This window comes from Micromonospora sp. CNZ285 (assembly GCF_004637285.1).
Genome location: NZ_SPQD01000001.1, coordinates 6,834,762 through 6,856,618, shown reverse-complemented (window position 1 = coordinate 6,856,618; position 21,857 = coordinate 6,834,762). Strand labels below are relative to the sequence as shown.

Annotated in this window: 18 protein-coding genes; 7 read left to right on the top strand and 11 right to left on the bottom strand. The window is 73.1% G+C overall.

Annotated elements, in window-relative coordinates; genetic code table 11:
* The gene (gene proS / locus CLT75_RS31785) at window positions 1-1,407 is read right to left on the bottom strand and encodes a proline--tRNA ligase (protein ID WP_135243757.1); all 1,407 of its coding nucleotides are present in this window, start codon (window positions 1,405-1,407) and stop codon (window positions 1-3) included.
* A gap of 69 nt (window positions 1,408-1,476) precedes the next feature.
* Here proS and CLT75_RS31780 point away from each other — a divergent pair, with 69 nt between their 5' ends.
* Window positions 1,477-2,007, top strand: a complete 531-nt coding sequence (locus tag CLT75_RS31780) for a hypothetical protein (RefSeq protein WP_135243756.1) — start codon at window positions 1,477-1,479, stop codon at window positions 2,005-2,007.
* 25 nt (window positions 2,008-2,032) lie between these two features.
* On the top strand, window positions 2,033-2,626 hold the full coding sequence (locus CLT75_RS31775) for a TetR family transcriptional regulator (RefSeq protein WP_135243755.1): 594 nt from the start codon (window positions 2,033-2,035) through the stop codon (window positions 2,624-2,626).
* A gap of 25 nt (window positions 2,627-2,651) precedes the next feature.
* On the opposite strand, the gene CLT75_RS31770 is transcribed toward CLT75_RS31775, so the two are convergent.
* From CLT75_RS31770 to ftsY, 8 genes are all read right to left on the bottom strand, one after another.
* Entirely contained in the window at window positions 2,652-3,731 is a 1,080-nt protein-coding gene (locus CLT75_RS31770; RefSeq protein WP_135243754.1) for an amidohydrolase family protein, read from the bottom strand.
* An 18-nt stretch (window positions 3,732-3,749) separates the two neighbouring features.
* Window positions 3,750-4,328: a Uma2 family endonuclease gene (locus CLT75_RS31765; RefSeq protein WP_104113916.1), complete on the bottom strand. Its 579-nt coding sequence runs from the start codon at window positions 4,326-4,328 to the stop codon at window positions 3,750-3,752.
* 67 nt (window positions 4,329-4,395) lie between these two features.
* Window positions 4,396-5,949, bottom strand: a complete 1,554-nt coding sequence (ffh, locus tag CLT75_RS31760; protein WP_135243753.1) for a signal recognition particle protein — start codon at window positions 5,947-5,949, stop codon at window positions 4,396-4,398.
* A gap of 114 nt (window positions 5,950-6,063) precedes the next feature.
* Window positions 6,064-8,325, bottom strand: coding sequence for a [protein-PII] uridylyltransferase (locus CLT75_RS31755; RefSeq protein ID WP_135243752.1), 2,262 nt, complete (start codon window positions 8,323-8,325; stop codon window positions 6,064-6,066).
* A 17-nt stretch (window positions 8,326-8,342) separates the two neighbouring features.
* Window positions 8,343-8,681, bottom strand: coding sequence for a P-II family nitrogen regulator (locus tag CLT75_RS31750; protein WP_013284578.1), 339 nt, complete (start codon window positions 8,679-8,681; stop codon window positions 8,343-8,345).
* Window positions 8,682-8,706: 25 nt separating this feature from the next.
* On the bottom strand, window positions 8,707-10,062 hold the full coding sequence (locus CLT75_RS31745) for an ammonium transporter (RefSeq protein WP_135243751.1): 1,356 nt from the start codon (window positions 10,060-10,062) through the stop codon (window positions 8,707-8,709).
* 166 nt (window positions 10,063-10,228) lie between these two features.
* Window positions 10,229-11,092 carry a phosphotransferase gene (locus CLT75_RS31740; RefSeq protein ID WP_174361701.1) on the bottom strand — a complete coding sequence of 288 codons (864 nt, stop codon included), beginning with the start codon at window positions 11,090-11,092 and terminating at the stop codon, window positions 10,229-10,231.
* A gap of 8 nt (window positions 11,093-11,100) precedes the next feature.
* A complete protein-coding gene (ftsY, locus tag CLT75_RS31735) occupies window positions 11,101-12,291 on the bottom strand; it encodes a signal recognition particle-docking protein FtsY (protein WP_135243750.1) in 1,191 nt (396 codons plus the stop codon).
* 146 nt (window positions 12,292-12,437) lie between these two features.
* Between ftsY and CLT75_RS31730 the strand changes: the two genes are divergently transcribed.
* The 5 genes from CLT75_RS31730 to CLT75_RS31710 all read left to right on the top strand — a co-directional run bounded on the left by CLT75_RS31730 (window position 12,438) and on the right by CLT75_RS31710 (window position 17,376).
* Complete coding sequence (locus CLT75_RS31730; protein ID WP_135243749.1) at window positions 12,438-14,150, top strand: alkaline phosphatase D family protein; 1,713 nt, start codon at window positions 12,438-12,440, stop codon at window positions 14,148-14,150.
* A gap of 13 nt (window positions 14,151-14,163) precedes the next feature.
* Window positions 14,164-14,589, top strand: a complete 426-nt coding sequence (locus CLT75_RS31725) for a MarR family winged helix-turn-helix transcriptional regulator (protein WP_120571185.1) — start codon at window positions 14,164-14,166, stop codon at window positions 14,587-14,589.
* Window positions 14,590-14,699: 110 nt separating this feature from the next.
* Window positions 14,700-16,289: an MDR family MFS transporter gene (locus CLT75_RS31720; RefSeq protein WP_135243748.1), complete on the top strand. Its 1,590-nt coding sequence runs from the start codon at window positions 14,700-14,702 to the stop codon at window positions 16,287-16,289.
* Between the two features lie 2 nt (window positions 16,290-16,291).
* The gene (locus CLT75_RS31715; protein ID WP_135243747.1) at window positions 16,292-16,780 is read left to right on the top strand and encodes a universal stress protein; all 489 of its coding nucleotides are present in this window, start codon (window positions 16,292-16,294) and stop codon (window positions 16,778-16,780) included.
* A gap of 68 nt (window positions 16,781-16,848) precedes the next feature.
* Window positions 16,849-17,376, top strand: coding sequence for a DinB family protein (locus CLT75_RS31710; protein WP_135243746.1), 528 nt, complete (start codon window positions 16,849-16,851; stop codon window positions 17,374-17,376).
* A gap of 6 nt (window positions 17,377-17,382) precedes the next feature.
* Here CLT75_RS31710 and CLT75_RS31705 read toward each other — a convergent pair whose 3' ends face one another.
* Window positions 17,383-18,000 (bottom strand): HAD-IA family hydrolase, encoded by a 618-nt coding sequence (locus CLT75_RS31705; RefSeq protein WP_135243745.1) that lies wholly within the window; start codon window positions 17,998-18,000, stop codon window positions 17,383-17,385.
* Window positions 17,997-21,596, bottom strand: a complete 3,600-nt coding sequence (gene smc, locus CLT75_RS31700; RefSeq protein WP_135243744.1) for a chromosome segregation protein SMC — start codon at window positions 21,594-21,596, stop codon at window positions 17,997-17,999. The genes CLT75_RS31705 and smc overlap by 4 nt, the downstream gene beginning before the upstream one ends.
* Window positions 21,597-21,857: the final 261 nt, after the last annotated feature.

Here is a 21,857-nt window from a genome sequence, read left to right as displayed (position 1 = left end):
TCAGTACGCGCGGGCGAGGATCGCCACCAGGTCGGGCTCGTCCTCCGAGTCCGGCACCGAGCCGTCGGCGCGCACCAGGCAGCGGACCGTCACGCCCTGGCCGTTCGCCTCGGCCTCGCCCTCGACGCCGACCGCCGACCACGGCACCCGCGCCCAGCCGGTGGCGGACGCCTCGATCGCCTCGGCCAGCGTCGACACCTCGACGGTGCGGGACCGGCGGAACTCCAGCGCCTGGTCGTGCAGGGCGCGCTGGTCGGCCTCCAGCGCGGCCACCACGGCGCCGACCACGTCGGCCACCGGCGTCGGGGCCTTCGAGCCGTCCGTACGCCGGACCACCACCGCGTTGCCGGCGGCCAGGTCACGCGGGCCGACCTCGACGCGGACCGGGTAGCCGCGCAGCTCGGCGTCGACGGCGCGGCGGCCGAACGCGGTGTCGGTCCGGTCGTCCAGCGCCACCCGCACCCCGGCGTCACGCAGCGCGTCGTGAAGCTTCCGGGCGGCCTCCGCCACGCCCTCGCCGTCCTTGACGACCATCACGTACGCCTGGACCGGCGCCAGCTTCGGCGGCACCCGCAGCCCGTTGTCGTCGCCGTGGCACATGATCAGGCCACCGAGCATCCGGGTGGAGGTGCCCCAGGAGGTGGTCCACGCGTGCTCCCGGCCGCCCTCGGCCGAGGAGTAGCTGATGTCGAACGCCTTGGCGAAGTTCTGGCCCAGCTCGTGGCTGGTGCCGAGCTGCAGCGCCTTGCCGTCGCCCATCATGCCCTCGCACGTGTACGTGGCGGTGGCACCGGCGAAGCGCTCCCGGGCGGTCTTCAGGCCGACCACGACCGGGATGCCGAGCACGTTGACCATCAGGTCCTCGTACGCCTCGTGCAGGATCCGCCGGGCGTAGGCGCGGGCGTCCTCACGGGTCGCGTGCGCGGTGTGCCCCTCCTGCCAGAGGAACTCACTGGTACGCAGGAAGATCCGCGGGCGCAGCTCCCACCGGACCACGTTGGCCCACTGGTTGAGCAGCAGCGGCAGGTCGCGGTACGAGTCGATCCACTTGGCCATGAACTCGCCGATGACCGTTTCGCTCGTGGGGCGCACCACCACCGGCTCGGCGAGCTGCTTGCCGCCACCGTGCGTGACCACTGCCAGCTCCGGCGAGAAGCCCTCGACGTGCTCGGCCTCCCGCTTGAGGTAGCTCTCCGGGATGAACAGCGGGAAGTACGCGTTCTCCGCGCCGGCCGCCTTGATCCGGGCGTCCATCTCGGCCTGCATCCGCTCCCAGATGGCGTAGCCGGCCGGTCGGATCACCATGGTCCCCCGGACCGGGCCGTTGTCGGCCAGCTTCGCCTTGGCGATCAGGTCCTGGTACCAGCGGGGAAAGTCCTCCGCACGGGGAGTGAGCACGCGTGCCATGACCGCACATCCTATGCGTCCCGTGACGGGCCGACGCAGCCGGGCGCGCCCGCACTACCATCTGCCGTCATGCTCTCCCCCAGCCCCGACCCGGCACCGGCGCTGGCCCTGCTCGCCGCCCGCTGGGTGGCCTGGGTGGCCGCCCACCGCCAGCCGGTCAACCCGCTCAAGGACACCACCGGCCGGCACGGCGGGCGCCACCAGCCAGACGACGTGTGGTTCCTCGCCGGCACGCAGGGCGGCGGGGTCGCCCGGCGTTGCGTGGTGCCGGCGGGTCGCCCCCTGTTCTTCCCGGCGATCTGCTGCTGGCGGGTCGGCCGCCGGGACGGCCCGGTCGCGCCGATGCCCCACGCCGGCGGGCACGCCGAACTGGACGGGGTCGCGGTGCCGGTGCGGCCGGCGGGCTCCCCCGCCTCGTTCCCGGTACGGGGGTTCTTCAACAACGTCGTCACCGCGTGGCCGTGGCCGGTGCACGTCTCCTGCTGGGGCCTGTGGGGTCTGGTGCCGCCACCCGCGCCGGGGACGCACCACCTGACCTTCGGCGGCCACGACGGCGGATCGTTCCGGGTCGAGGCGGAGTACGACCTCGAGGTGCGCTGACGAGCGCCCGTAGACTTCGATCACCATGCCTAAGCCGAGGAATGTCACACCGGTGCGCGAGTCGATCGTCGACGCCGCCCGTTCGCTGACCGTCACGACCGGCTGGGCCGGGGTCCGGATGGGCGCCGTCGCGAGCGCGGCCGGGGTGAGCCGGCAGACGGTCTACAACGAGTTCGGCACCAAGGCGGGCCTGGGCGATGCGCTGGCCCGGCACGAGGTGGACCGGTTCGTCGGCCAGGTCCGGTCCGCGCTCGACGAGCACGACTCGGACGTACGCGCGGCCGCGTACGCGGCGATCCACCGCACGCTCGCCTCGGCCGCCGAGAACCCGCTGGTCCGGGCGGTGCTGACCAGCACCCGGGGCGGCTCGGAGGAGCTGCTGCCGTACCTGACCACCCGGTCCGAGCTGGTGCTCGCCGAGGCCGCGGCGGCGCTGCTGGAGTGGACCGGGCACCGCCTGCCGGACGCCGACCCGGCGGCGCTGGCGTTCGCGGCGGACAGCGTCGTACGCCTGGTGGTGAGCCACATCGTGCTGCCCGGCGGCCCGGTCGAGGAGACCGCCGACCGGCTGGCCGACCTGGCGGTGCGGCTGTTCCTGGAGGCGGCGACGACCCGCTAGGGCCGCCGACGACGAGGGCGGCCGGTCAGCGGACGACCCGGCCGCGCAGCACGATCCGGCTGGGTGCCCGGACCACGCGCAGGTCGCGGCGCGGATCCTCGGGGTAGACCACCAGGTCGGCGAGACCGCCCTCGACCAGCCCGGGGAAGCCGAGCCACTCCCGGGCCCGCCAGGAGGCGGCGGCGAGCACGTCCGTGGCGGACATGCCGGCCTGCTCGTGCAGCAGCAGCATCTCCTCTGCCGCGAGGCCGTGGTCGATGCCGCCGCCCGCGTCGGTGCCGACGTAGATCGGCACGCCCGCCTCGTGCGCGGCGCGCACCACCTCGGGGAAGCGGTCGCGCAGGGCGAGCATGTGGTCGGCGTACCCGGGGAACTTGGGCCGGGCCTGCTCCGCGATGTGGCCGAACGTCCGGATGTTGATCATCGTGGGGACCAGCGCGGTGCCCTGCCGGGCCATCAGGTCGATCAGGTCGAGGCTCAGCCCGGTGCCGTGCTCCACCGAGTCCACCTCGGCCCGCACCATGATCTCCACCGCCGACTCGGAGAACGTGTGCACCGCCGCGCGTACCCCGGCGGCGTGCGCGGCGGCGACCGCCGCGGTCATGGTGTCGGCGTCCCACGCCGGCGCCAGGTCGCCCACGCCCCTGTCGATCCAGTCGCCGACCAGCTTGACCCAGCCGTTGCCGGCCGCGGCCTGCGCGGCCACCGTCGCGGCGACCTCCGCCGCGCCGACCTCCACGCCGATGTCGCGCAGGTAGCGCTTCGGCGGCGCGACGTGCCGGCCCGCGCGGGCCAGTCGCGGCAGGTCCGGCTCGTCCTCCAGTTCGGGGTACGGGTACGGCGACCCGGCGTCCCGGATCGCCAGCACGCCGGCGTCCCGGTCGATCCGGGCCAGGTCCCGTGCCTGGTCGAGCGAGGTGATCGGGCTGCCGCCGCGGGCGATGCCGATGTGGCAGTGGGCGTCGGTCAGGCCGGGCAGCACGAAGCCGCCGTCGGCCACCGTCTCGGCGCCGGGCACCGGTTCGAAGGTGACCCGGTCGCCGACCAGCCAGACGTCCCGGACCTCGTCGTCGGGAAGGAACACACCGCGCACGTGCAGAGCCATGTGCACAGTCCTACCCGATCAGTCCTCCTCGCCGGCGAGCAGGTCGTTGCGGCGCGCGGTCAGCGCCGGCAGGTCGACCGAGACCTTCCAGGGCCGCTCGGTGACGAACAGGTCCTCGGCCTGACTGACCTGCTTGTACTCGCGATTGGCGCCAAGCACGTACTCAGTCAGCGTGATCTTCTCCTTGACCGGGTCGAGCACCCAGTAGGAGCGGACACCGGCGTGCGCGTAGACCCTGGCCTTGTCGTACATGTCGCGGAAGGTGGAGGTCGGCGAGATGACCTCGACGGCGAGCACCGCGTCCTCGACCGGCAACGGGCTCCGGTTGGCGTTACCCCGCACGACCGCGACGACGTCCGGCCGGGGCTCGTTCCGGTGGTCGACCCGCATCGACAGGTCGATCCCGACCTGGTACTCCTTCGGGCAGTTGACCTCCAACGCGAGCAGGAGACGGACACACATGTCCTGATGCAGCAGAGTGGGCGACGGCACGATCAACCTTCCGTTGATCAGTTCGTACGGAAGGTCCTTGGGCAGTTCGCCCAGGTCGTCGACCGTCCACTCGTGCCGCTCCGGCAGGATCGGGGCCGCGGTCATTGACATCTCCTTCCAGGGGGCGACATCACTTTAAGAGACAGCAATGTCGCCCATCGTCACCGACACGCTAGCGGGGGCCCTTGTCGCCGCCCTTGCCCAGCTTGTTGAAGTCGATCTTCGGGAGTTTGAAGCCCGGCGGCAGGCCCTGCCCACCGGCCAGGTCACCCGGGTCCAGGCCCGGCGGGAGCTGCGGCATCCCGCCCGGGAAGCCGCCCGGCATCCCGGCGCCGGTACGCGGCCGCCCGCCGCCCTTGGTGCCCTTGCGCTTGTTCTTCGGCGACTTGGTCGCCTTGCGCCGGCCACCGCCGGGCAGGCCCATCATGCCGCCCATCTGCTTCATCATCTTCTGCGCGTCGGCGAAGCGGTTGAGCAGCTGGTTGACGTCCATGACGGTGACGCCGGAACCGCCTGCGATGCGGGCCCGGCGGGAGCCGTTGATGATCTTCGGGTTGGTGCGCTCGGCCGGGGTCATCGACCTGATGATCGCGGTGACCCGGTCGAAGTGCTTGTCGTCCAGCTCGGCGAGCTGGTCCTTCATCTGCCCCATGCCCGGCATCATGGCCAGCACGTTGGCGATCGGGCCCATCCGCCGGACCGCGATGAGCTGATCGAGGAAGTCCTCCAGCGTGAAGGTCTCCCCGCCCATCAGCTTGGCGGTCATCTTCTCCTTCTGATCGGTGTCGAAGGCCGCCTCGGCCTGCTCGATCAGAGTGAGGACGTCGCCCATGCCGAGGATCCGGCTGGCCATCCGGTCCGGGTGGAAGACGTCGAAGTCCTCCAGCTTCTCGCCGGTGGAGGCGAACAGGATCGGCTGACCGGTCACCTCGCGGACGGAGAGCGCGGCGCCACCGCGGGCGTCGCCGTCGAGCTTGGACAGCACCACGCCGGTGATGCCGACGCCGTCGCGGAACGCCTCGGCGGTGCGCACCGCGTCCTGGCCGACCATCGCGTCGATGACGAAGATGACCTCGTCGGGCTGGACGGCGTCGCGGATGTTCGCGGCCTGCTGCATCATCTCGGTGTCGATACCGAGCCGGCCGGCGGTGTCGACGATGACGATGTCCCGGGCGGCGCGGCGGGCGTGCTCGATCGAGTCGCGGGCCACCTGCACCGGGTCGCCGACGCCGTTGCCGGGCGCCGGGGCGTACACCTCGACGCCGGCCCGGCCACCGAGGACCTGGAGCTGCCCGACGGCGTTGGGACGCTGGAGGTCGGCGGCGACGAGCAGCGGCTGGTGGCCCTGGCTCTTGAGCCAGCGGGCCAGCTTGCCGGCGAGCGTCGTCTTGCCGGAGCCCTGGAGACCGGCCAGCATGATCACGGTCGGCGGGTGCTTGGCGAACTGGAGCCGCCGCCCCTCGCCGCCGAGGATCTTGATCAGCTCCTCGTTGACGATCTTGACGATCTGTTGCGCCGGGTTGAGCGCCTGGGAGACCTCGGCGCCGCGCGCCCGCTCCTTGACGTTCGCGATGAAGCCCTTGACCACCGGCAGGGCGACGTCGGCCTCCAGCAACGCCATCCGGATCTCGCGCGCGGTGGCGTCGATGTCGGCGTCGGTGAGCCGGCCCTTGCCGCGGAGCTTGGTGAAGATCCCGGACAGGCGGTCACTCAAGGTGTCAAACACGCGAACATCCCGTTTGTCGTTTTCGGCGGGCACATGCTGCCGGGCCGGTGGTCCAGCCCACCGTTAGGGTAGCCCGCCGCCTATCCGCCCGCTCCGGCCCGGCGGCCCGTTCCACTACACGGCGGCCAGCACGGCGGCCTCGATCCGGGCCCGTTCCTCGTCCGACGGCCCGCCGCCGACCAGGTAGAACGCGTCCACCACGTCACCGCCGAGCGTCGAGATCCGGGCCGCCCGCACCTGGGCGCCCGCTTCGTCCAGCGCGCAGGTGACCCGGTACAGCAGCCCTGCCGCGTCGGCGGCCCGCAGCTCCAGCAGGACCGCGTCGGTGGCCGCCTCCCGGTGCCACACCACCCGCGGCGCGGCGCCCCGGCTGCGCGCCGCGAGGGCCCGGCCGCGCAGCCGCTGGATGACCGACACGTCGCCGCCGACCGCGCGGCGCAGGTCGGCGCTGAGCGCGATCGGGTCCGGGGCCAGTCCGTAGCGCGGCTGCACCCGGCACTCCACCAGGGCGCGGCCGTCGACGGTGGCGGCGTCCGCGGAGATCACCTCCAGGCGGTGCAGCGCCAGGCACCCGGCCACCGTCGCGAGCAGCCCGCGCCGGTCGGCCGCGGCCACCGACACCCGGTCCTCCCCCAGGTGTACGACAGGCAGCGGCCCGGCCACGAGCGCCGGGTCCGGGGCCGGCGGGGCGGGCACCACCCCGGTGTCCAGCGTGGTGCGCACCCGGCTCACCAGTTCGGTGATCAGCCGGCCCTTCCAGCCGGACCAGGCGGCCGGGCCGGTGGCGGCGGCGTCGGCGCGGACCAGGGCGTGCAGGAGTTCCAGCGTGCCGGTGTCACCGACCCGCTCGGCGACCCCGGCGACGGTCTTCGGGTCGGACAGGTCGCGGCGGGTGGCCACGTCGGGCAGCAGTAGGTGCAGCCGGACCAGCGTGCCGATGAGCGCCGCCTCGTCCGGCGGCAGCCCGATCCGGGTGGCGACCGCCTCGGCCAACGGCGCGCCGACAGTCGAGTGGTCACCGTCCAGCCCCTTGCCGATGTCGTGCAGGAACGCGCCGAGCAGCAGCAGGTCTGGTCGCTCCACGTCGCGGGTGTGCCGGCTCGCCTCGTACGCGGTCTGCACCAGGTGCCGGTCGAGCGTGAACCGGTGCACCGGGTTGTGCTGGGGCAGGCTGCGCATCCGGGTCCACTCGGGCAGCCAGCGGTCGATCAGCCCGTACCTGTCGCAGGTCTCCCAGGCGGGCACCAGGCCGGGTCCGGCGCCGAGCAGGGTGATCAGCGCGGCGCGGGCCGCCGGCGGCCAGGGCGCGGGCAGCGGCGGGCAGTACGCGGCGAGCCACTCGCAGGTGGCCCGCGCGATCGGCAGCCGCGTGGTGGCAGCGGCGGCGGCCACACGTAGCGACAGGCTCGGGTCGGGGCGGGCGCCGATGGCGGTGCGGGCGAGCACCAGTTCCCCGTCCTGCTCCACCACGTCCCGGGCGACCGGGCGGCGCAGCGGACGGCCGGGCGCGGCGCGGTGCCGGCCGGAGCGGAGCCGGTCGGCGGCTCGCCAGGCGTCGTCGAGGGCGTGGCTCACCGTGCGGGCGTCGCCGGCCACCAGCCGCAGCAGCGCGTCGCCGTCCTCGGCGCCGAGCAGGCGCGCCACGCCGTCACGTTCCTGGGCGACCAGGCGGTCGACCCGGCGGCCCACCTGCTGGTGCAGCGCGTCGCGGGTGTCCAGCAGCCTCCGGTGCGCCGCGTGCACGGCCGGGCGGAGCGCGTCGGTGACCCCGGCGGTGGCGATGGCGCGCAGGATGCCCACGTCGCGCAGCCCGCCGGCCGCCTCCTTGAGGTCGCCTTCGAGCAGGAACGCCAGTTCGCCGTGTGCCTCCCAGCGCGCGGCGGTGATCTCGCGCAGGCCGGGGAGCTGGCGGATCGCGGTCCGCCGCCAGTGGTCGGTGGCGGTACGGGCGAGCTGGCCGGTGAGCGCCGGGTCGCCCGCCACGTGCCGGGCGTCGAGCAGGCCGAGGGCGACCTTGACGTCGTCCTGGGCCACCGAGAGCGCCTCGGCGACGGTGCGCACCGAGTGGTCCAGCCGCAGCCCGGCGTCCCAGATCGGATACCAGAGCGACGCGGCCAGCTCGTCGATGCCGGGCACCCCCGCGTGCAGCAGCACCAGGTCGAGGTCGCCGTAGGGGGCGCACTGGCGGCGGCCCAGCCCGCCCACCGCGACGAGCGCGACCCCGTCCCGGTCCGGGAAGGCCCGGCACAGCCAGGCGTCGAGCGCGTCGGCCCGCGCGGACCGGGCCGCCGCGCCGATGCCCCCGGGTACGCCGACGACCCCGTTGACCACCGCCTGGCCCTCGGAGGGGCCGGTGGCAGTGGTCAACGAGGTCATGTCGGCGGATCCGGCGATCAGAGGGCGTCGAGCCCGCGCTCGCCGGTACGTACCCGGACGACCTCCTCGACGCCGGTCACCCAGACCTTGCCGTCGCCGATCTTGCCGGTCCGGGCGGCGCCGACGATCGCGTCCACGATCTTGTCGACGTCCATCTCGTCGGTGAGGACCTCGACCCGGATCTTGGGCAGGAACTCGACCGTGTACTCGGCACCCCGGTAGACCTCGGTGTGCCCCTTCTGCCGGCCGTAGCCCTGGACCTCGCTGACGGTCAGCCCGGCCACACCGAGTGCGTGCAGGGCCTCCTTCACCGCGTCCAGCTGGTACGGCTTGATGACCGCGGTCACCAGCTTCATGTCCAACCCCTCCATCCCAGGAACGTTAACCGGCGACCTTCTCGCTGACCGGCGCGGACTCGTCGGACTCGACGGCGGGCTCCGCGGCCGGCTTGCCGGCGCCGATCCCGGCCATCGCGAACGCGCCACCGCTGCTGCCCGTGGTGGGCGACAGGTCGTAGCCGCTCTCCGCGTGCTCGGCGATGTCGATGCCGTCGACCTCGGCCTCGGCGGAGACCCGCAGGCCGATCGTCTTGTCGATCACGAAGCCCAGGGCGAAGGCGACCACGAAGGAGTAGACGCTGACGATCAGGGCGCTGATCGCCTGCTTGCCGAGCAGCGAGGCGTCGCCGCCGACGAACAGGCCGTCGGTCTCCACCAGCGAGCTGACCGAGGCGGTGCCGAACAGGCCGATCCAGAGGCAGCCGATCCAGCCGCCGACGAAGTGCACGCCCACCACGTCGAGGGAGTCGTCGTAGCCGAGCCGGTACTTCAGGCCGACCGCGAGGGCGCAGACCGCACCGGCCACCACGCCCAGCAGCACCGCTGCGGCCGGGGTGATGAACGCACAGGCCGGGGTGATCGCGACCAGGCCGGCGATGGCGCCGGACGAGGCGCCGACCAGGGTCGGCTTGCCGTCGCGCAGCCACTCCACCACGATCCAGCCGAGCAGCGCGGCGGCGGTGGCGACCTGGGTGTTGATGAACGCCAGCGCGGTGACCCCGTCGGCGGTCAGCTCGGAGCCCGCGTTGAAGCCGAACCAGCCGAACCACAGCAGCGCGGCGCCGAGGGCGACCATCGGGACGTTGTGCGGCTTCATGCTCTCGCGCGGCCAGCCGACCCGCTTGCCGAGCACGAGCACCAGCGCGAGTGCCGCCGCACCGGCGTTGATGTGCACAGCGGTACCACCGGCGAAGTCCAGCGCGCCGATGTCGCCGCCGATCAGCCCGCCGCCCCAGACCATGTGGGCGACCGGGAAGTAGACCAGGGTGGCCCAGCCGAACGCGAACAGCAGCCAGCCGGCGAACTTCACCCGGTCGGACAGCGCGCCGCTGATCAGCGCCACGGTGATGATCGCGAACATCATCTGGAAGGCGATGAAGACGTAGATCGGGATGCCGGTCTCGCCCCACAGGTCGTTCTCGCCGACGAAGGTCTTGGTGCCGAGGTACTGGCCCAGGTCACCCCAGAACCTGCCGCCCTCGCCGAAGGCGACGGTGAAGCCGTAGAAAAGCCACAGGATGCTGACGAGCCCGATGGACGAGAAGCTCATCATCATCATGTTCAGAACGCCCTTGGACCGGTTCAGGCCGCCGTAGAACAGCGCGAGACCGGGGGTCATGAGCAGCACGAGGGCAGTCGAGACAAGCAACCAGGCAGTGTTCCCGGTGTCGATCTCCACGCTGCCTCCTCTCGTTGTCGTATTCCTCCCTCCGACTGAGACCTGGCAGCATCGCCCGTCAGCCGGTTGCGCGGAAGCTTTGTCGCCGGCTGTTTCCTTCAGCGACACCGCGCGATTTCCGACGCGTGACGGGTTGTTTCCGGCGTGTGAAGAACGCCGATCTTGCTCAGCGCAGCGCGTACTCCAGCTGGTGCCGCTCGTAGTCGAGCAGCCGCAGGTCACGCATAGGCCGACGCAGGTGGCCCTTGTGGACGATCCGGACGAACGCCGGCTCACCGGCGGCGGCCATCCGCCGGATGCCCTCGACGTGGTCGACGATGCGCTTGCGGATGGTCCGGATGAGCCGGTGCCGGTCGCGCGGGATCAGCCCGTACGCGTCGGCGAACAGCCGCAGCCGGCGCGGCCGGTCCGGGTGCTTCCAGCCGAGCGTGATCGAGTCCCGGTCGGAGAAGATCGGCACCCAGGTCCAGGCGGCGTACGCCACGTCGTAGATGCGGGCGCCGGGCGAGGCGAGGTCGAAGTCGATCAGCCCGAGCGTGCCGTCCGGCCGCCAGATCACGTTGTGCGGCGCGGCGTCGTGGTGGCAGATGACCTCGGTGTCCGGCGGGGGCGGCCCGAACGAGCGCCAGACCGCGCCGGGCGGCGGGGTGAAGCCGTACTGCGCGTCGTGGAACATCCGCAGCATGGTGGCCACCGTCACCAGGGCCTCGTCGGTGACCCAGTGCGGAGCCAGCGGGTACTCCCCGCACTCCCCCTCCAGGTACGACAGGACCTCCCGGTTGCGCTCGTCCATGCCGAGCGCCCGGGGCGCGCCGGTGAATCCGACGTACTCCAGGTGGCGCAGCAGCGCGTGCACGGAGGGCGTCCACGGGCCGGCGTTGCGCCGGACCGTGTCTCCCACACGGACCACGGTGCTCACGTTCCCGCCGTGCAGCGGGATCTCCTGCGAAGTCACGTACGGTCTCCCGAGGCGTGGCGACGGGTGGCTGGGGTCGCGCCACCCCGCGTAGGCGCGATCGTCAGTCGTCACGGGAGAGGCTACGCGTCCCGGGCGAGCGGCTCGGTGCCGAGCAACGCGTCGACGAACTGTGCCGGGTCGAACGGGGCCAGGTCGTCCTTGCCCTCGCCGAGGCCGACGAGCTTGACCGGGATGCCGAGCTTGCGCTGCACGGCGATCACGATGCCGCCCTTGGCGGTGCCGTCGAGCTTGGTCAGCACCACGCCGGTGACGTTGACCGCCTCGGTGAAGACCCGCGCCTGCTCCAGCCCGTTCTGGCCGGTGGTGGCGTCGAGGATCAGCAGCGTCTCGTCGATCGGGCCGTGCTTCTCCACCACCCGCTTGACCTTGCCCAGCTCGTCCATCAGGCCGATCTTGTTCTGGAGCCGGCCGGCGGTGTCGATGAGCACGGTGTCCACGCCGGTGTCGATGCCGCGCTTGACCGCGTCGAACGCGACGCTCGCCGGGTCGGCGGCCTCGGGCCCGCGGACCGTCTCGGCGCCCACCCGGCCGCCCCAGGTCTCCAGCTGGTCGGCGGCGGCGGCCCGGAACGTGTCGGCGGCGCCGAGCAGCACGCTGCGGCCGTCCGCGACGAGTACCCGGGCGATCTTGCCGCAGGTGGTGGTCTTGCCGGCGCCGTTGACGCCGACCACGAGCACCACCGCCGGGACGCCCTCCTTCGGCGCGGTGCGCAGCGAGCGGTCCAGGCCCGGGTCGAGCGCGTTGACCAGCTCGGCGGCGAGCAGCGCGCGCAGCTCGTCCCCGGTACGGGTGCCGAGCACCCGGGTCCGCTCGCGCAGCCGGTCGACGATCTCCCGGGTGGCGTCGATGCCGACGTCGGCGGTGATCAGGCTGTCCTCGATCTCCTCCCAGGTGTCCTCGTCCAGCCGGTCGCGGCTGAGCAGGCCGAGCAGGCCCTTGCCGAAGACGTTCTGCGAGCGGGACAGCCGCGAGCGCAGCCGGACCAGGCGGCCGGCGGTCGGCTCCGGCACCTCGACCTGCGGCACCTCGACCGGAGGGGCCGGCGGCGCCTCGACCACCACGCCGGTGGTGAGTTCCGCCTCCGGGGCCTCGACCGGCGGGCCGGCCAGGTCCTCCTCCGTCCGGGTGTCGACCTCCGTGCGCGGCAGCGGCGGCTGCGGGCGCCGGCGCAGCCGGGGCACCACGAGGCTCAGGCCGCCGATGATCAGCACGCCGAGCAGGGCGAGAGCGACGAGGAGGTATTCCGTCATGCCCGAAATCCTGTCAGATGCCGACGACGGCGTCCCACTCACCGCCTCGGCACGCGAACAACCTGCGGGTACGCTCGCACCGGAAGGCGTACCGCAACCGCCGGCCGGGTAGGAATCAGCCGCAACGATCTTGTCGGAGGTGCGTCGTGCCCGGTTCCCGCCTGCTCATCGGCCCGCTGCTGCGCCGGGTCGTCGACACGCGGGCGACCGTCTGGGTGGAGACCAGTTCGCCCGCCGTGGTCACCGTCCGCACGGCGGACGGCGCCACCGGCAGCGCGCCCACCTTCTCGGCGTACGACCACCACTACGCGATCGTCGTGGTGAGCGGGCTCACCCCGGACAGCGCCACGACGTACGAGGTGCTGATCGACGACGAGGTGGCGTGGCCGCTGCCCGACTCGTCGTTCCCGCCCAGCGTGATCCGCACCCGCGCGCTCGACGACGCCGACCAGCCGGTGCGGCTGCTGTTCGGCTCGTGCCGGGAGACCACCCAGCACTCCACCGCGCGCCGGCTGCCGCCTGACGCGCTGGACGCGTACGCCCGGCGGGTGATGGCCGCGCCCGACGAGGCCGTGCTGCCCGACCTGCTGGTGCTGCTCGGCGACCAGGTGTACGCGGACGAGACCTCGCCCACCGTGCGGCGGCTGCTCAAACGGCGCCGGCGGCGGCCGAAGGACGCCCCGGCGACGCAGGTGGTGAGCTTCGACGAGTACACCAAGCTCTACCTGGAGTCGTGGCGCGACCCGGAGATCCGCTGGCTGTTCTCCACCGTGCCGAGCGTGATGATCTTCGACGACCACGAGGTGATCGACGACTGGAACACCTCGCAGTCGTGGCGCGCGGACATGCGCGAGCAGCCGTGGTGGGCCGAGCGGATCCGCAGCGGCCTCGCCTCCTACTGGGTCTACCAGCACCTGGGCAACCTCAGCCCGGACGAGATCGCCGCCGACCCGGTGTACGCGAAGGTGGTCGCCGCCGAGGACGCCACAGGCGTGCTGCACGAGTTCGGCGAGCGGGTCGACAAGGAGGCCGACCTGGCGCACGACACCGAGCGCTGGCGGGCCGTGCAGTACCAGTGGAGCTACGCGCTGGACCTGGGCCGTACCCGCCTGGTCATGCTGGACAACCGGTCCAGCCGGGTGCTCCTGCCCGGCAGCCGGGCGATGCTGCCGCCGGGCGAGTGGTCGTGGTTCCTCGACCAGGCGCACGGCACCTACGACCACCTGGTGGTGGGCAGCTCGCTGCCGTGGCTGCTGCCGCCGGGCATCCACCACGTCGAGGCGTGGAACGAGCGCCTGGCAGATTCCAGCCGCCCCTGGGTGGCCCGGATCTCCGAGCAGATCCGCCGGGCCCTGGACCTGGAGCACTGGGCCGCGTTCCGGCGCTCGTTCGAGGCGCTGGGCGAGCTGTTCGCGCGGCTGGGCAGCGGCACCGCGCCGCGCACCGGGGCGCGGGTGGGCGCCGGGCCGGCGTACGCGCGACCGGCGTCGATCAGCGTGCTCTCCGGTGACGTGCACCACTCGTACGTGGCCCGGGCGCGGTTCGCCGACCGCAACGTCCGGACTCCCGTGCACCAGCTCACCTGCTCGCCGATCCACAACCAGGTGCCGGCCGCGATGCGCCCGCTGATGACGCTGGGCTGGAATCCGGGGCCGGCCGGTGCGACCCGGGCGCTGGCGCGCTCGGCCGGGGTACGCCGCCCGCCGGTGCGCTGGCGGAAGCTGGCCGGGCCCTACTTCGGCAACGCGGTCGCCACGCTCACGCATCAGGGCCGCAGGGCGGCCGTGGTGATCGAGGGCACGACCAGTGAGGGCGAGCTGCGACCGGTGGCGCACCAGCAACTCAGCGACGGGGACTGAGTACCCTCTGAGCGTGGACGAGACGCTGCGCGCCGTGGAACACGAGTTGACCGCGCTGCTGCGCCGCGGCCGGGCGTTGTCCTGGGAGATCGCCCGCGAGGTCCACCCGAACCTGGAACCGAACGCGTACGGCCTGCTGCTCTGGCTGCGCCGCTCCGGGTCGATCCGCCTCACCGACCTGGCCGCGAAGCTGGGCATCGGCAAGGGCACGCTCAGCCGCCAGATCGGCGGGCTGGAGGCGCTGGGCCTGGTCCGGCGCGACCCGGACCCGACCGACCGGCGGGCGGCCCAGCTGAGCCTGACCGAAGAGGGCACCCGGCGGTTCGACGCGGCCCGGGCGGCCCGACTCGGACAGATAAGGCGTTCGCTCGAAAGCTGGCCGCAAGAGGACGTGGCGGACCTGGCCCGGCTGATGCACCGCTTCAACGAGTCGTTCTGATCCCTCGCCTGGAGGGAACAAAGCCCGTCCGGCCCGAGTTGTTGCTCAAGGCAACGACTTCTACGGTTGCCCAAGGCAACCTTTCACCCCCGTTCCGGAGGCAATCCACGATGACCCAGGCGACTGCGCCCGCGCGGGCGACCGCCGTCGACATGTCCCACCGGCAGATCCTGGAGGCACTCTCCGGCCTGCTGCTGGGCATGTTCGTCGCGATCCTCTCCTCCACCGTGGTCTCCAACGCGCTGCCGCGGATCATCACCGACCTGCGCGGCGGCCAGTCCGCGTACACCTGGGTGGTCACCTCGACGCTGCTGGCGACCACCGCGACCACGCCCATCTGGGGCAAGCTCTCCGACCTGTTCAGCAAGAAGCTGCTGGTGCAGCTCTCCCTCGTGGTCTTCGTGCTGGGCTCGGTGCTCGCCGGGCAGGCGCAGACCACAGGTGAGCTGATCGCCTGCCGGGTGGTGCAGGGCGTCGGCGCGGGCGGTCTCACCGCCCTGGCCCAGGTGATCATGGCGACGATGATCGCGCCGCGCGAGCGCGGCCGGTACAGCGGCTACCTCGGCGCGGTAATGGCCGTCGGCACCATCGGCGGCCCGCTGATCGGCGGCGTGATCGTGGACACCTCCTGGCTCGGCTGGCGCTGGTGCTTCTACGTCGGCGTGCCGTTCGCCGTGCTCGCCCTGGTCGTGCTCCAGCGGACGCTGCGCCTGCCGGTGGTCAAGCGCGAGGTGAAGATCGACTGGTGGGGCGCGACGCTCATCACCGCCGCCGTCTCGCTGCTGCTGGTCTGGATCACCCTGGCCGGCGACCGGTACGACTGGATCTCCTGGACCAGCGGCGCGATGGTGGCCGGCGCGGCGGTGCTCGGCGTGCTCGCCGCCCGGGTCGAGACGCGTGCCGCGGAACCGATGATCCCGCCGCACCTGTTCCGCAACCGCACCATCACGCTCGCCGTGATCGCCAGCATCGCGGTCGGCGTCGGCATGTTCGGCGCGTCGGTCTTCCTCGGCCAGTACTTCCAGATCAGCCGTGGCGCCAGCCCGACCATGTCCGGCCTGATGACACTGCCCATGATCGGCGGCCTGCTGGTCTCCTCGACGGTGGTCGGCCGGATCATCACCAGCACCGGCCGCTGGAAGAGCTGGCTGGTCATCGGCTCGGTGCTGCTCACCGCCGGCTTCGCGCTGATGGGCACCATGCGCGCGGACACCCCGTACTGGCGCCTCGCCGTGTTCATGGCGCTGATCGGCCTCGGCGTCGGCATGAGCATGCAGAACCTGGTGCTCGCCGTGCAGAACACGGTCCGCCCGGACGAACTCGGCGCGGCCAGCTCGGTGGTGGCGTTCTTCCGCAGCCTCGGCGGCGCGATCGGCGTCAGCGCGCTCGGCGCGATCCTCGGGCACCGGGTCACCGGTTACCTGGCCGACGGCCTGAGCCGCCTCGGCGTCCCGGCCTCCGGCTCGGGTGGCGGCGGCCTGCCGGACGTGCACACGCTGCCCGGCCCGATCCGCGCCGTGGTCGAGTCCGCGTACGGCCACGCCGCCGGTGACATCTTCCTGGCCGCCGCCCCGTTCGGGCTGCTCGCCCTGATCGCGGTGGTCCTCATCCGGGAGGTGCCGCTGCGCCGCTCCAACGCCGAGCCGGTTCCCACCGGGCGGGAGACGGCCGAGGCCGTCCCGGCCGGAACGACGGACTGACGATGGACGCCGCGGAGCGTGAACGGTACGGCCCGCAGACCCGTCCGCTGCCCTACGAACGGGGTACGGACGGGCCGCGGGTGGTGCTCGTCGGCGTGGACGGCAGCCGCACCTCGATGCGCGCCGCCGCGTACGCCGCCGGACTGGCCCGGCGGCAGGGCGCCACGCTGGTGGCGGTGTTCGTCAGCTCGCCGGCCGCGTACAGCGCGATGCTCTCCGGCGTGGTGGCCGGTGCGGTCCAGCAGACCCACGACGAGCTGGCCGACGAGCTTCGTGCCGAGTGCCGGCGCGGCGCCGAGGAACTGGACCTGCCGGTGACGTTCCTGTGCCGGCGCGGCGACGCCTACACCGAGCTGTGCCGGGCCGCCGACGAGCACCGGGCCGACATGGTGGTGGTCGGCTCGTCCGAGCAGGCCGGGCACAGGCTGGTCGGCTCGGTGGCCACCCGGCTGGTCCGCACCGGCCGCTGGCCCGTCGTCGTGGTTCCCTGAGGGTGTAAGGAAGGGCCCCCTGTTAACGCCTCGCGTTGTACCGCGGGCCCCTCTTAACATCTGCGCCCATGACCTGGACCGTTCCTGAGATCGACCGCCGCCACGAGCCCTACGTCGCCGACGAGCGCACCATGCTCGAGGGCTGGCTCGACCACCATCGCGACACCCTGGTGCACAAGTGCGCCGGGCTGACCGCCGAGCAACTGCGTACCCGCAGCGTCGAGCCCTCCGGGCTGACCCTGCTCGGCCTGGTCCGGCACATGGCCGACGTGGAGCGCTGGTGGTTCCGCATCCGCGCCGCCGGGCAGGACGTGCCCACGCTCTACGACTACAGCACCGACCCGGACGCGGACCACAACGACATCGCCGGCGCCGACCCGGCCGAGGCGTTCGCCACGCTGCGCGCCGAGATCGAGGCGGCCCGGGAGGCGGTGGCCGGCCTGCCGCTGGAGCACACCTTCCACCACCGCCGGGGCGACACCACGCACGAGATCAGCCTGCGCTGGGTGTACGTGCACATGATCGAGGAGTACGCCCGGCACAACGGCCACGCCGACCTGATCCGGGAACGCATCGACGGCGTCACCGGCGCCTGAGCCGGATCAGTACGCCAGCGCCGCCCGCAGGTACCGCAGGTCGGCCGGGCCGCTCCAGCGGTGCGCGGACAGACCCGCCACCCGGGCGCCGGCCACCGCGCGGTCCTCGTCGTCGACGAACAGCACCCGCCCCGGTGGCGTCGCCAACGCCTCGCAGGCGGCCTGGAAGTACTCCTTCGCCGGCTTGTGCACCCCGACGACCGAGGAGTTGACGATCACGTCCAGCTCCTCGGTCAGGCCCAGCGCGGCCAGGTCGGCGTCGAGCAGGTCGGTGGCGTTGGTGCCCAGCCCGACCCGGATGCCCGCGGCACGTACCTCGCGGAGGAACGCCAGCACCTCCGGGTCGACCTCACCGCGGTAGCTCTGCCACTCCTGGACCGCCGCGCGGGCCCGGTCCGCGCCGACCGTGGGGGTCAGCGCGTCGGCCACGCTCACCATCCACTGGGCGTGGCTGACCTGGCCGGTGAGCACCGGCTGGAGCAGTCCCCAGGACATCGCGATCTCACCGAGGACGCCCTCGGTCAGCCCGTACTCCCGCTCGACGCCGGCGGCCACCGCCGGATCCCAGCGGCGCAGTACGCCGTCGAAGTCCACCAGGAGCGCCGTGGCGCGTTCCCGACTCACTCGCTCGTCACCTGTTCCTCGTCGTCGGCCCGGTTGAGCCGCTGGCTGATCACCTGGGTCACACCGGCGCGCATCGTCACTCCGTAGAGCGCGTCGGCGATCTCCATGGTCCGCTTCTGGTGCGTGATCACGATGAGCTGGCTCTTCTCCCGCAACTGCGCCAGCAGCGTGATCAGGCGGCCCAGGTTCACGTCGTCGAGCGCCGCCTCCACCTCGTCCATGATGTAGAACGGGCTGGGCCGGGCGCGGAAGATCGCCACGAGCATCGCCACCGCGGTCAGCGACCGCTCCCCGCCGGAGAGCAGCGAGAGCCGCTTGATCTTCTTGCCCGGCGGGCGGGCCTCGACCTCGACGCCTGTGGTGAGCAGGTCCTCCGGGTCGGTGAGCACGAGCCGGCCCTCGCCGCCGGGGAACAGCACGGTGAAGACCTGCTCGAACTCCCGTGCGGTGTCCTCGAACGCGCTCGCGAAGACCTCAAGGATCCGGTCGTCCACGTCCTTGACCACGGTGAGCAGGTCACGCCGGGTGGCCTTGAGGTCCTCCAGTTGCTCGGAGAGGAACTTGAAGCGCTCCTCCAGCGCGGCGAACTCCTCCAGCGCGAGCGGGTTCACCTTGCCCAGCAGGGCCAGCTCCCGCTCCGCCTTGGCGGCCCGCTTCTCCTGCACCGGCCGCTCGTAGCGGACCGGCTCGGGCACCGGCCGGCCCTCCTTCTCGGCGAGCGCCACGTCCGCGTCGGTGGGCGGGACCAGCCGGTCCGGGCCGTACTCGGCGACGAGCGTGGGCACGTCCAGACCGAAGTCCTCGGCGGCCTTCGCCTCCAACTGCTCGATGCGCATCCGCTGCTCGGCGCGGGCCACCTCGTCGCGGTGCACCTGGCTGGTGAGCCGCTCCAGCTCGGCGGCGAGGCGCTTGGCCGCGCCGCGTACCTCGGACAGCTCGGCCTCGCGCGCGGCGCGTTCGCGGGCGACGGCGTCGCGGTGCTCCTCGGCCCGGGCGATGGAGACGGTGAGCCGGGTCAGCGCCTCGCGGGCGCCGCCGACCACGGCCCGGGCGATCTGGGCGCCGCGCGTGCGGGCCGCGCGCCGGGCCGCGGCGCGCTCCCGCGCCGCCCGTTCGGCGGTGGCCTGCCGGGCCAGCGAGTCGGCCCGCCCGGCGATCGAGGCCACCCGCTCCTCGGCGGTACGCACCGCGAGCCGGACCTCCATCTCGTTCTGCCGCGCCTGCGGCACCATGGCGGCGAGCTGGTCGCGTTCCTCGGCGGACGGTTCGGCGTCGATCGGGGTGGCCTCGGCCAGCCGCAGCCGTTCCTCCAGCTCGGCGAGCGCCGCGAGGTCCCGTTCCCGGGCCGCCTCGGCGCGGGCCCGGGACTCGCCGAGCCGGTCGGTCTCCGCCTTCGCCGAGCGGGCGGCGGCGCCCAGTTCGGCGAGGCGGCGCGCGGCGGCGTTGCGGTGGCTCTCCGCCTCCCGCTTGGCGGCGGCGGCGTGCTGCACCGCCTCCTTGGCGGCGGCCACCTCGGCGCGCGCCTCGGCCAGCTGTTCGCGCAGCTCGGCGGCGGTGCGTTCGGCGGTGGCCCGGTTGGCCCGCGCCTCCTCGACAGCGGCCTGCACCTCGATGAAGCTGGGCGCCTTGGCCGACCCGCCCGCCGCCGCGTACGCACCGACCACGTCGCCGTCGGGCGTGACCGCGCGCAGCTCCGGGTTCGCGGCGACGAGCGCGGACGCGGCGGCGAGGTCGTCGACGAGCGCCACGTCGCGCAGCGCCCGGTGCACGGCCGGGCGGATCGCGGACGAGCACTCCACCAGGTCGGGGGCCCAGCGGGCACCCTCGGGCAGCTTCGGGCGCAGCGCGTCGGCGGGACCGTCCATGCCCGGACCGGCGGGGCTGCCGACCAGCAGCCCGGCCCGGCCCGCGTCGGAGATCTTGAGCAGCCGCATCGCCTCGACGGCTTCGTCCACGCCGCTGACCGCCACCGCGTCGGCCAGGCCGCCCAGCGCGGCGGCGAGCGCCGCCTCGTCACCGGGCGCGACGGTGAGCAGCCCGGCGAGGCTGCCGAGCAGGCCGGGCACCTGGTCGGCGCGGGCCAGCAGTTCCCCGGCGCCGTCCTTGCGGCGCAGGCCCATGGCGAGCGCCTCCTCGCGGGCCTTCCAGGTGGCGGCGTCCTTCTCGGCGGCGCGCTCACCGTCGGCAAGGCTGCGCACCGCCGCCTGAGCCCGCTCGTGGACGGCCACCGCCTCGTCGTGCCGCGCGTCCAGGTCGGCGTTGTCCCGGTCCGCCTCGGTCGACTGTTCGGCTACCGCGTCCAGGTCGGCCTGCGCCTTCTCGGCCCGGCCCATCGCGTCGGTGTGCGCGGCGGCGAGCCGTTCGATCTCCTCGCCGGCGCTCGTGGTCCGCGCCCGGGCGGAGTTGACCTGGCCGGTCAGGCGGGCCAGCCCTTCCCGCCGGTCGGCGATCGCCTTGGCCGCGGCGACCAGTTCCCGTTCGGCGGCGGCGAGCTGGCGTTCCAGCTCCTGGCGGTGCTCGACCGCCTCGGCCAGCCGGATCTGGTCCTCGGTGAGCGCGGCGCGCAGCTCCTCCTCCTGCTCGCGGACCCGCCGCGACTCCGCCTCCAGCTGCTCCGGGTCGCGCCCGGGGCGCTCGTCGTCGCCGGCGGCGCTGAGGTGACGCAGCCGCTCCCGGGCCAGCTGCTCGATCGAGCGGAACCGCTCCTGGAGCGCGGAGAGGCGGTACCAGGTGTCCTGCGCGGCCGCGAGGAGCGGGGCGTCCTCGGCCAGCGCCGCCTCCAGCTCGCCGAGGCGGCCCTGCACCTCGCCGTGCTCGGCCTCGATCAGCTCGCGCCGCTCGCGCAGCGCGGTCTCGTCGGCGATCTCCTTGTCCAGTGTGGTCCGCAGCGTGTGCAGGTCGTCGGCGAGCAGCCTCAGCCGGGCGTCGCGCAGGTTGGCCTGGATGCCGGCGGCGCGGCGGGCCACCTCGGCCTGCCGGCCCAGCGGCTTGAGCTGGCGGCGCAGCTCGGCGGTGAGGTCGGTCAGGCGGTTGAGGTTGGTCTGCATCGCGTCGAGCTTCCGCAGCGCCTTCTCCTTGCGCTTGCGGTGCTTGAGGACGCCCGCCGCCTCCTCGATGAACGCGCGCCGGTCCTCCGGCTTGGCGTGCAGCATGCCGTCGAGCCGGCCTTGCCCGACGATGATGTGCATCTCGCGGCCGATGCCCGAGTCGGACAGCAGCTCCTGGATGTCGAGCAGGCGGCAGGAGTCGCCGTTGATCTCGTACTCGCTCTCGCCGGAGCGGAACATCCGGCGGGTGATGGAGACCTCGGTGTACTCGATCGGCAGCGCGCCGTCGGTGTTGTCGATGGTGAGGGTGACCTCGGCCCGGCCCAGCGGCGCCCGCCCGGCGGTGCCGGCGAAGATGACGTCCTCCATCTTGCCGCCGCGCAGCGCCTTGGCGCCCTGCTCGCCGAGCACCCAGGCGATGGCGTCGACGACGTTGGACTTGCCGGAGCCGTTCGGGCCCACCACGCAGGTGATCCCGGGCTCCAGCTTCAACGTCGTGGCGGAGGCGAAGGATTTGAAGCCCTTCACCGTCAGGCTCTTGAGATGCACCTTCTCGATCCTCGTCCGGTGGCCGCCGTACCGTCGCCGGCTGCGCGGACCTGGTGAACCCGCAGACTAACCCGGGACCGGGGCGCCGCCGCCACGCGACCCACCCGCCGGACCGGCTGTCCGCTTTCCGCCCGGCCGTCGCGGGCGGAACGGAAATGCATGATCACAATTACCGGGCGCAATTCCGGGCACTTCTGCAAGATCGAGAATTACGACGGCGGCGACGAAAAGGGGTCCGCACATGGCTGCGCGCCGGCACTT

What these genes read in the sequence shown, in the direction of transcription:
- ftsY (WP_135243750.1), bottom strand. Translation starts at nt 12,291, where the DNA reads ATGACGGAATACCTCCTCGTCGCTCTCGCCCTGCTCGGCGTGCTGATC.
- CLT75_RS31775 (WP_135243755.1), top strand. Translation starts at nt 2,033, where the DNA reads ATGCCTAAGCCGAGGAATGTCACACCGGTGCGCGAGTCGATCGTCGAC.
- CLT75_RS31750 (WP_013284578.1), bottom strand. Translation starts at nt 8,681, where the DNA reads ATGAAGCTGGTGACCGCGGTCATCAAGCCGTACCAGCTGGACGCGGTG.
- CLT75_RS31720 (WP_135243748.1), top strand. Translation starts at nt 14,700, where the DNA reads ATGACCCAGGCGACTGCGCCCGCGCGGGCGACCGCCGTCGACATGTCC.
- CLT75_RS31715 (WP_135243747.1), top strand. Translation starts at nt 16,292, where the DNA reads ATGGACGCCGCGGAGCGTGAACGGTACGGCCCGCAGACCCGTCCGCTG.
- CLT75_RS31710 (WP_135243746.1), top strand. Translation starts at nt 16,849, where the DNA reads ATGACCTGGACCGTTCCTGAGATCGACCGCCGCCACGAGCCCTACGTC.
- CLT75_RS31755 (WP_135243752.1), bottom strand. Translation starts at nt 8,325, where the DNA reads ATGACCTCGTTGACCACTGCCACCGGCCCCTCCGAGGGCCAGGCGGTG.
- CLT75_RS31765 (WP_104113916.1), bottom strand. Translation starts at nt 4,328, where the DNA reads ATGACCGCGGCCCCGATCCTGCCGGAGCGGCACGAGTGGACGGTCGAC.
- CLT75_RS31780 (WP_135243756.1), top strand. Translation starts at nt 1,477, where the DNA reads ATGCTCTCCCCCAGCCCCGACCCGGCACCGGCGCTGGCCCTGCTCGCC.
- CLT75_RS31770 (WP_135243754.1), bottom strand. Translation starts at nt 3,731, where the DNA reads ATGGCTCTGCACGTGCGCGGTGTGTTCCTTCCCGACGACGAGGTCCGG.
- proS (WP_135243757.1), bottom strand. Translation starts at nt 1,407, where the DNA reads ATGGCACGCGTGCTCACTCCCCGTGCGGAGGACTTTCCCCGCTGGTAC.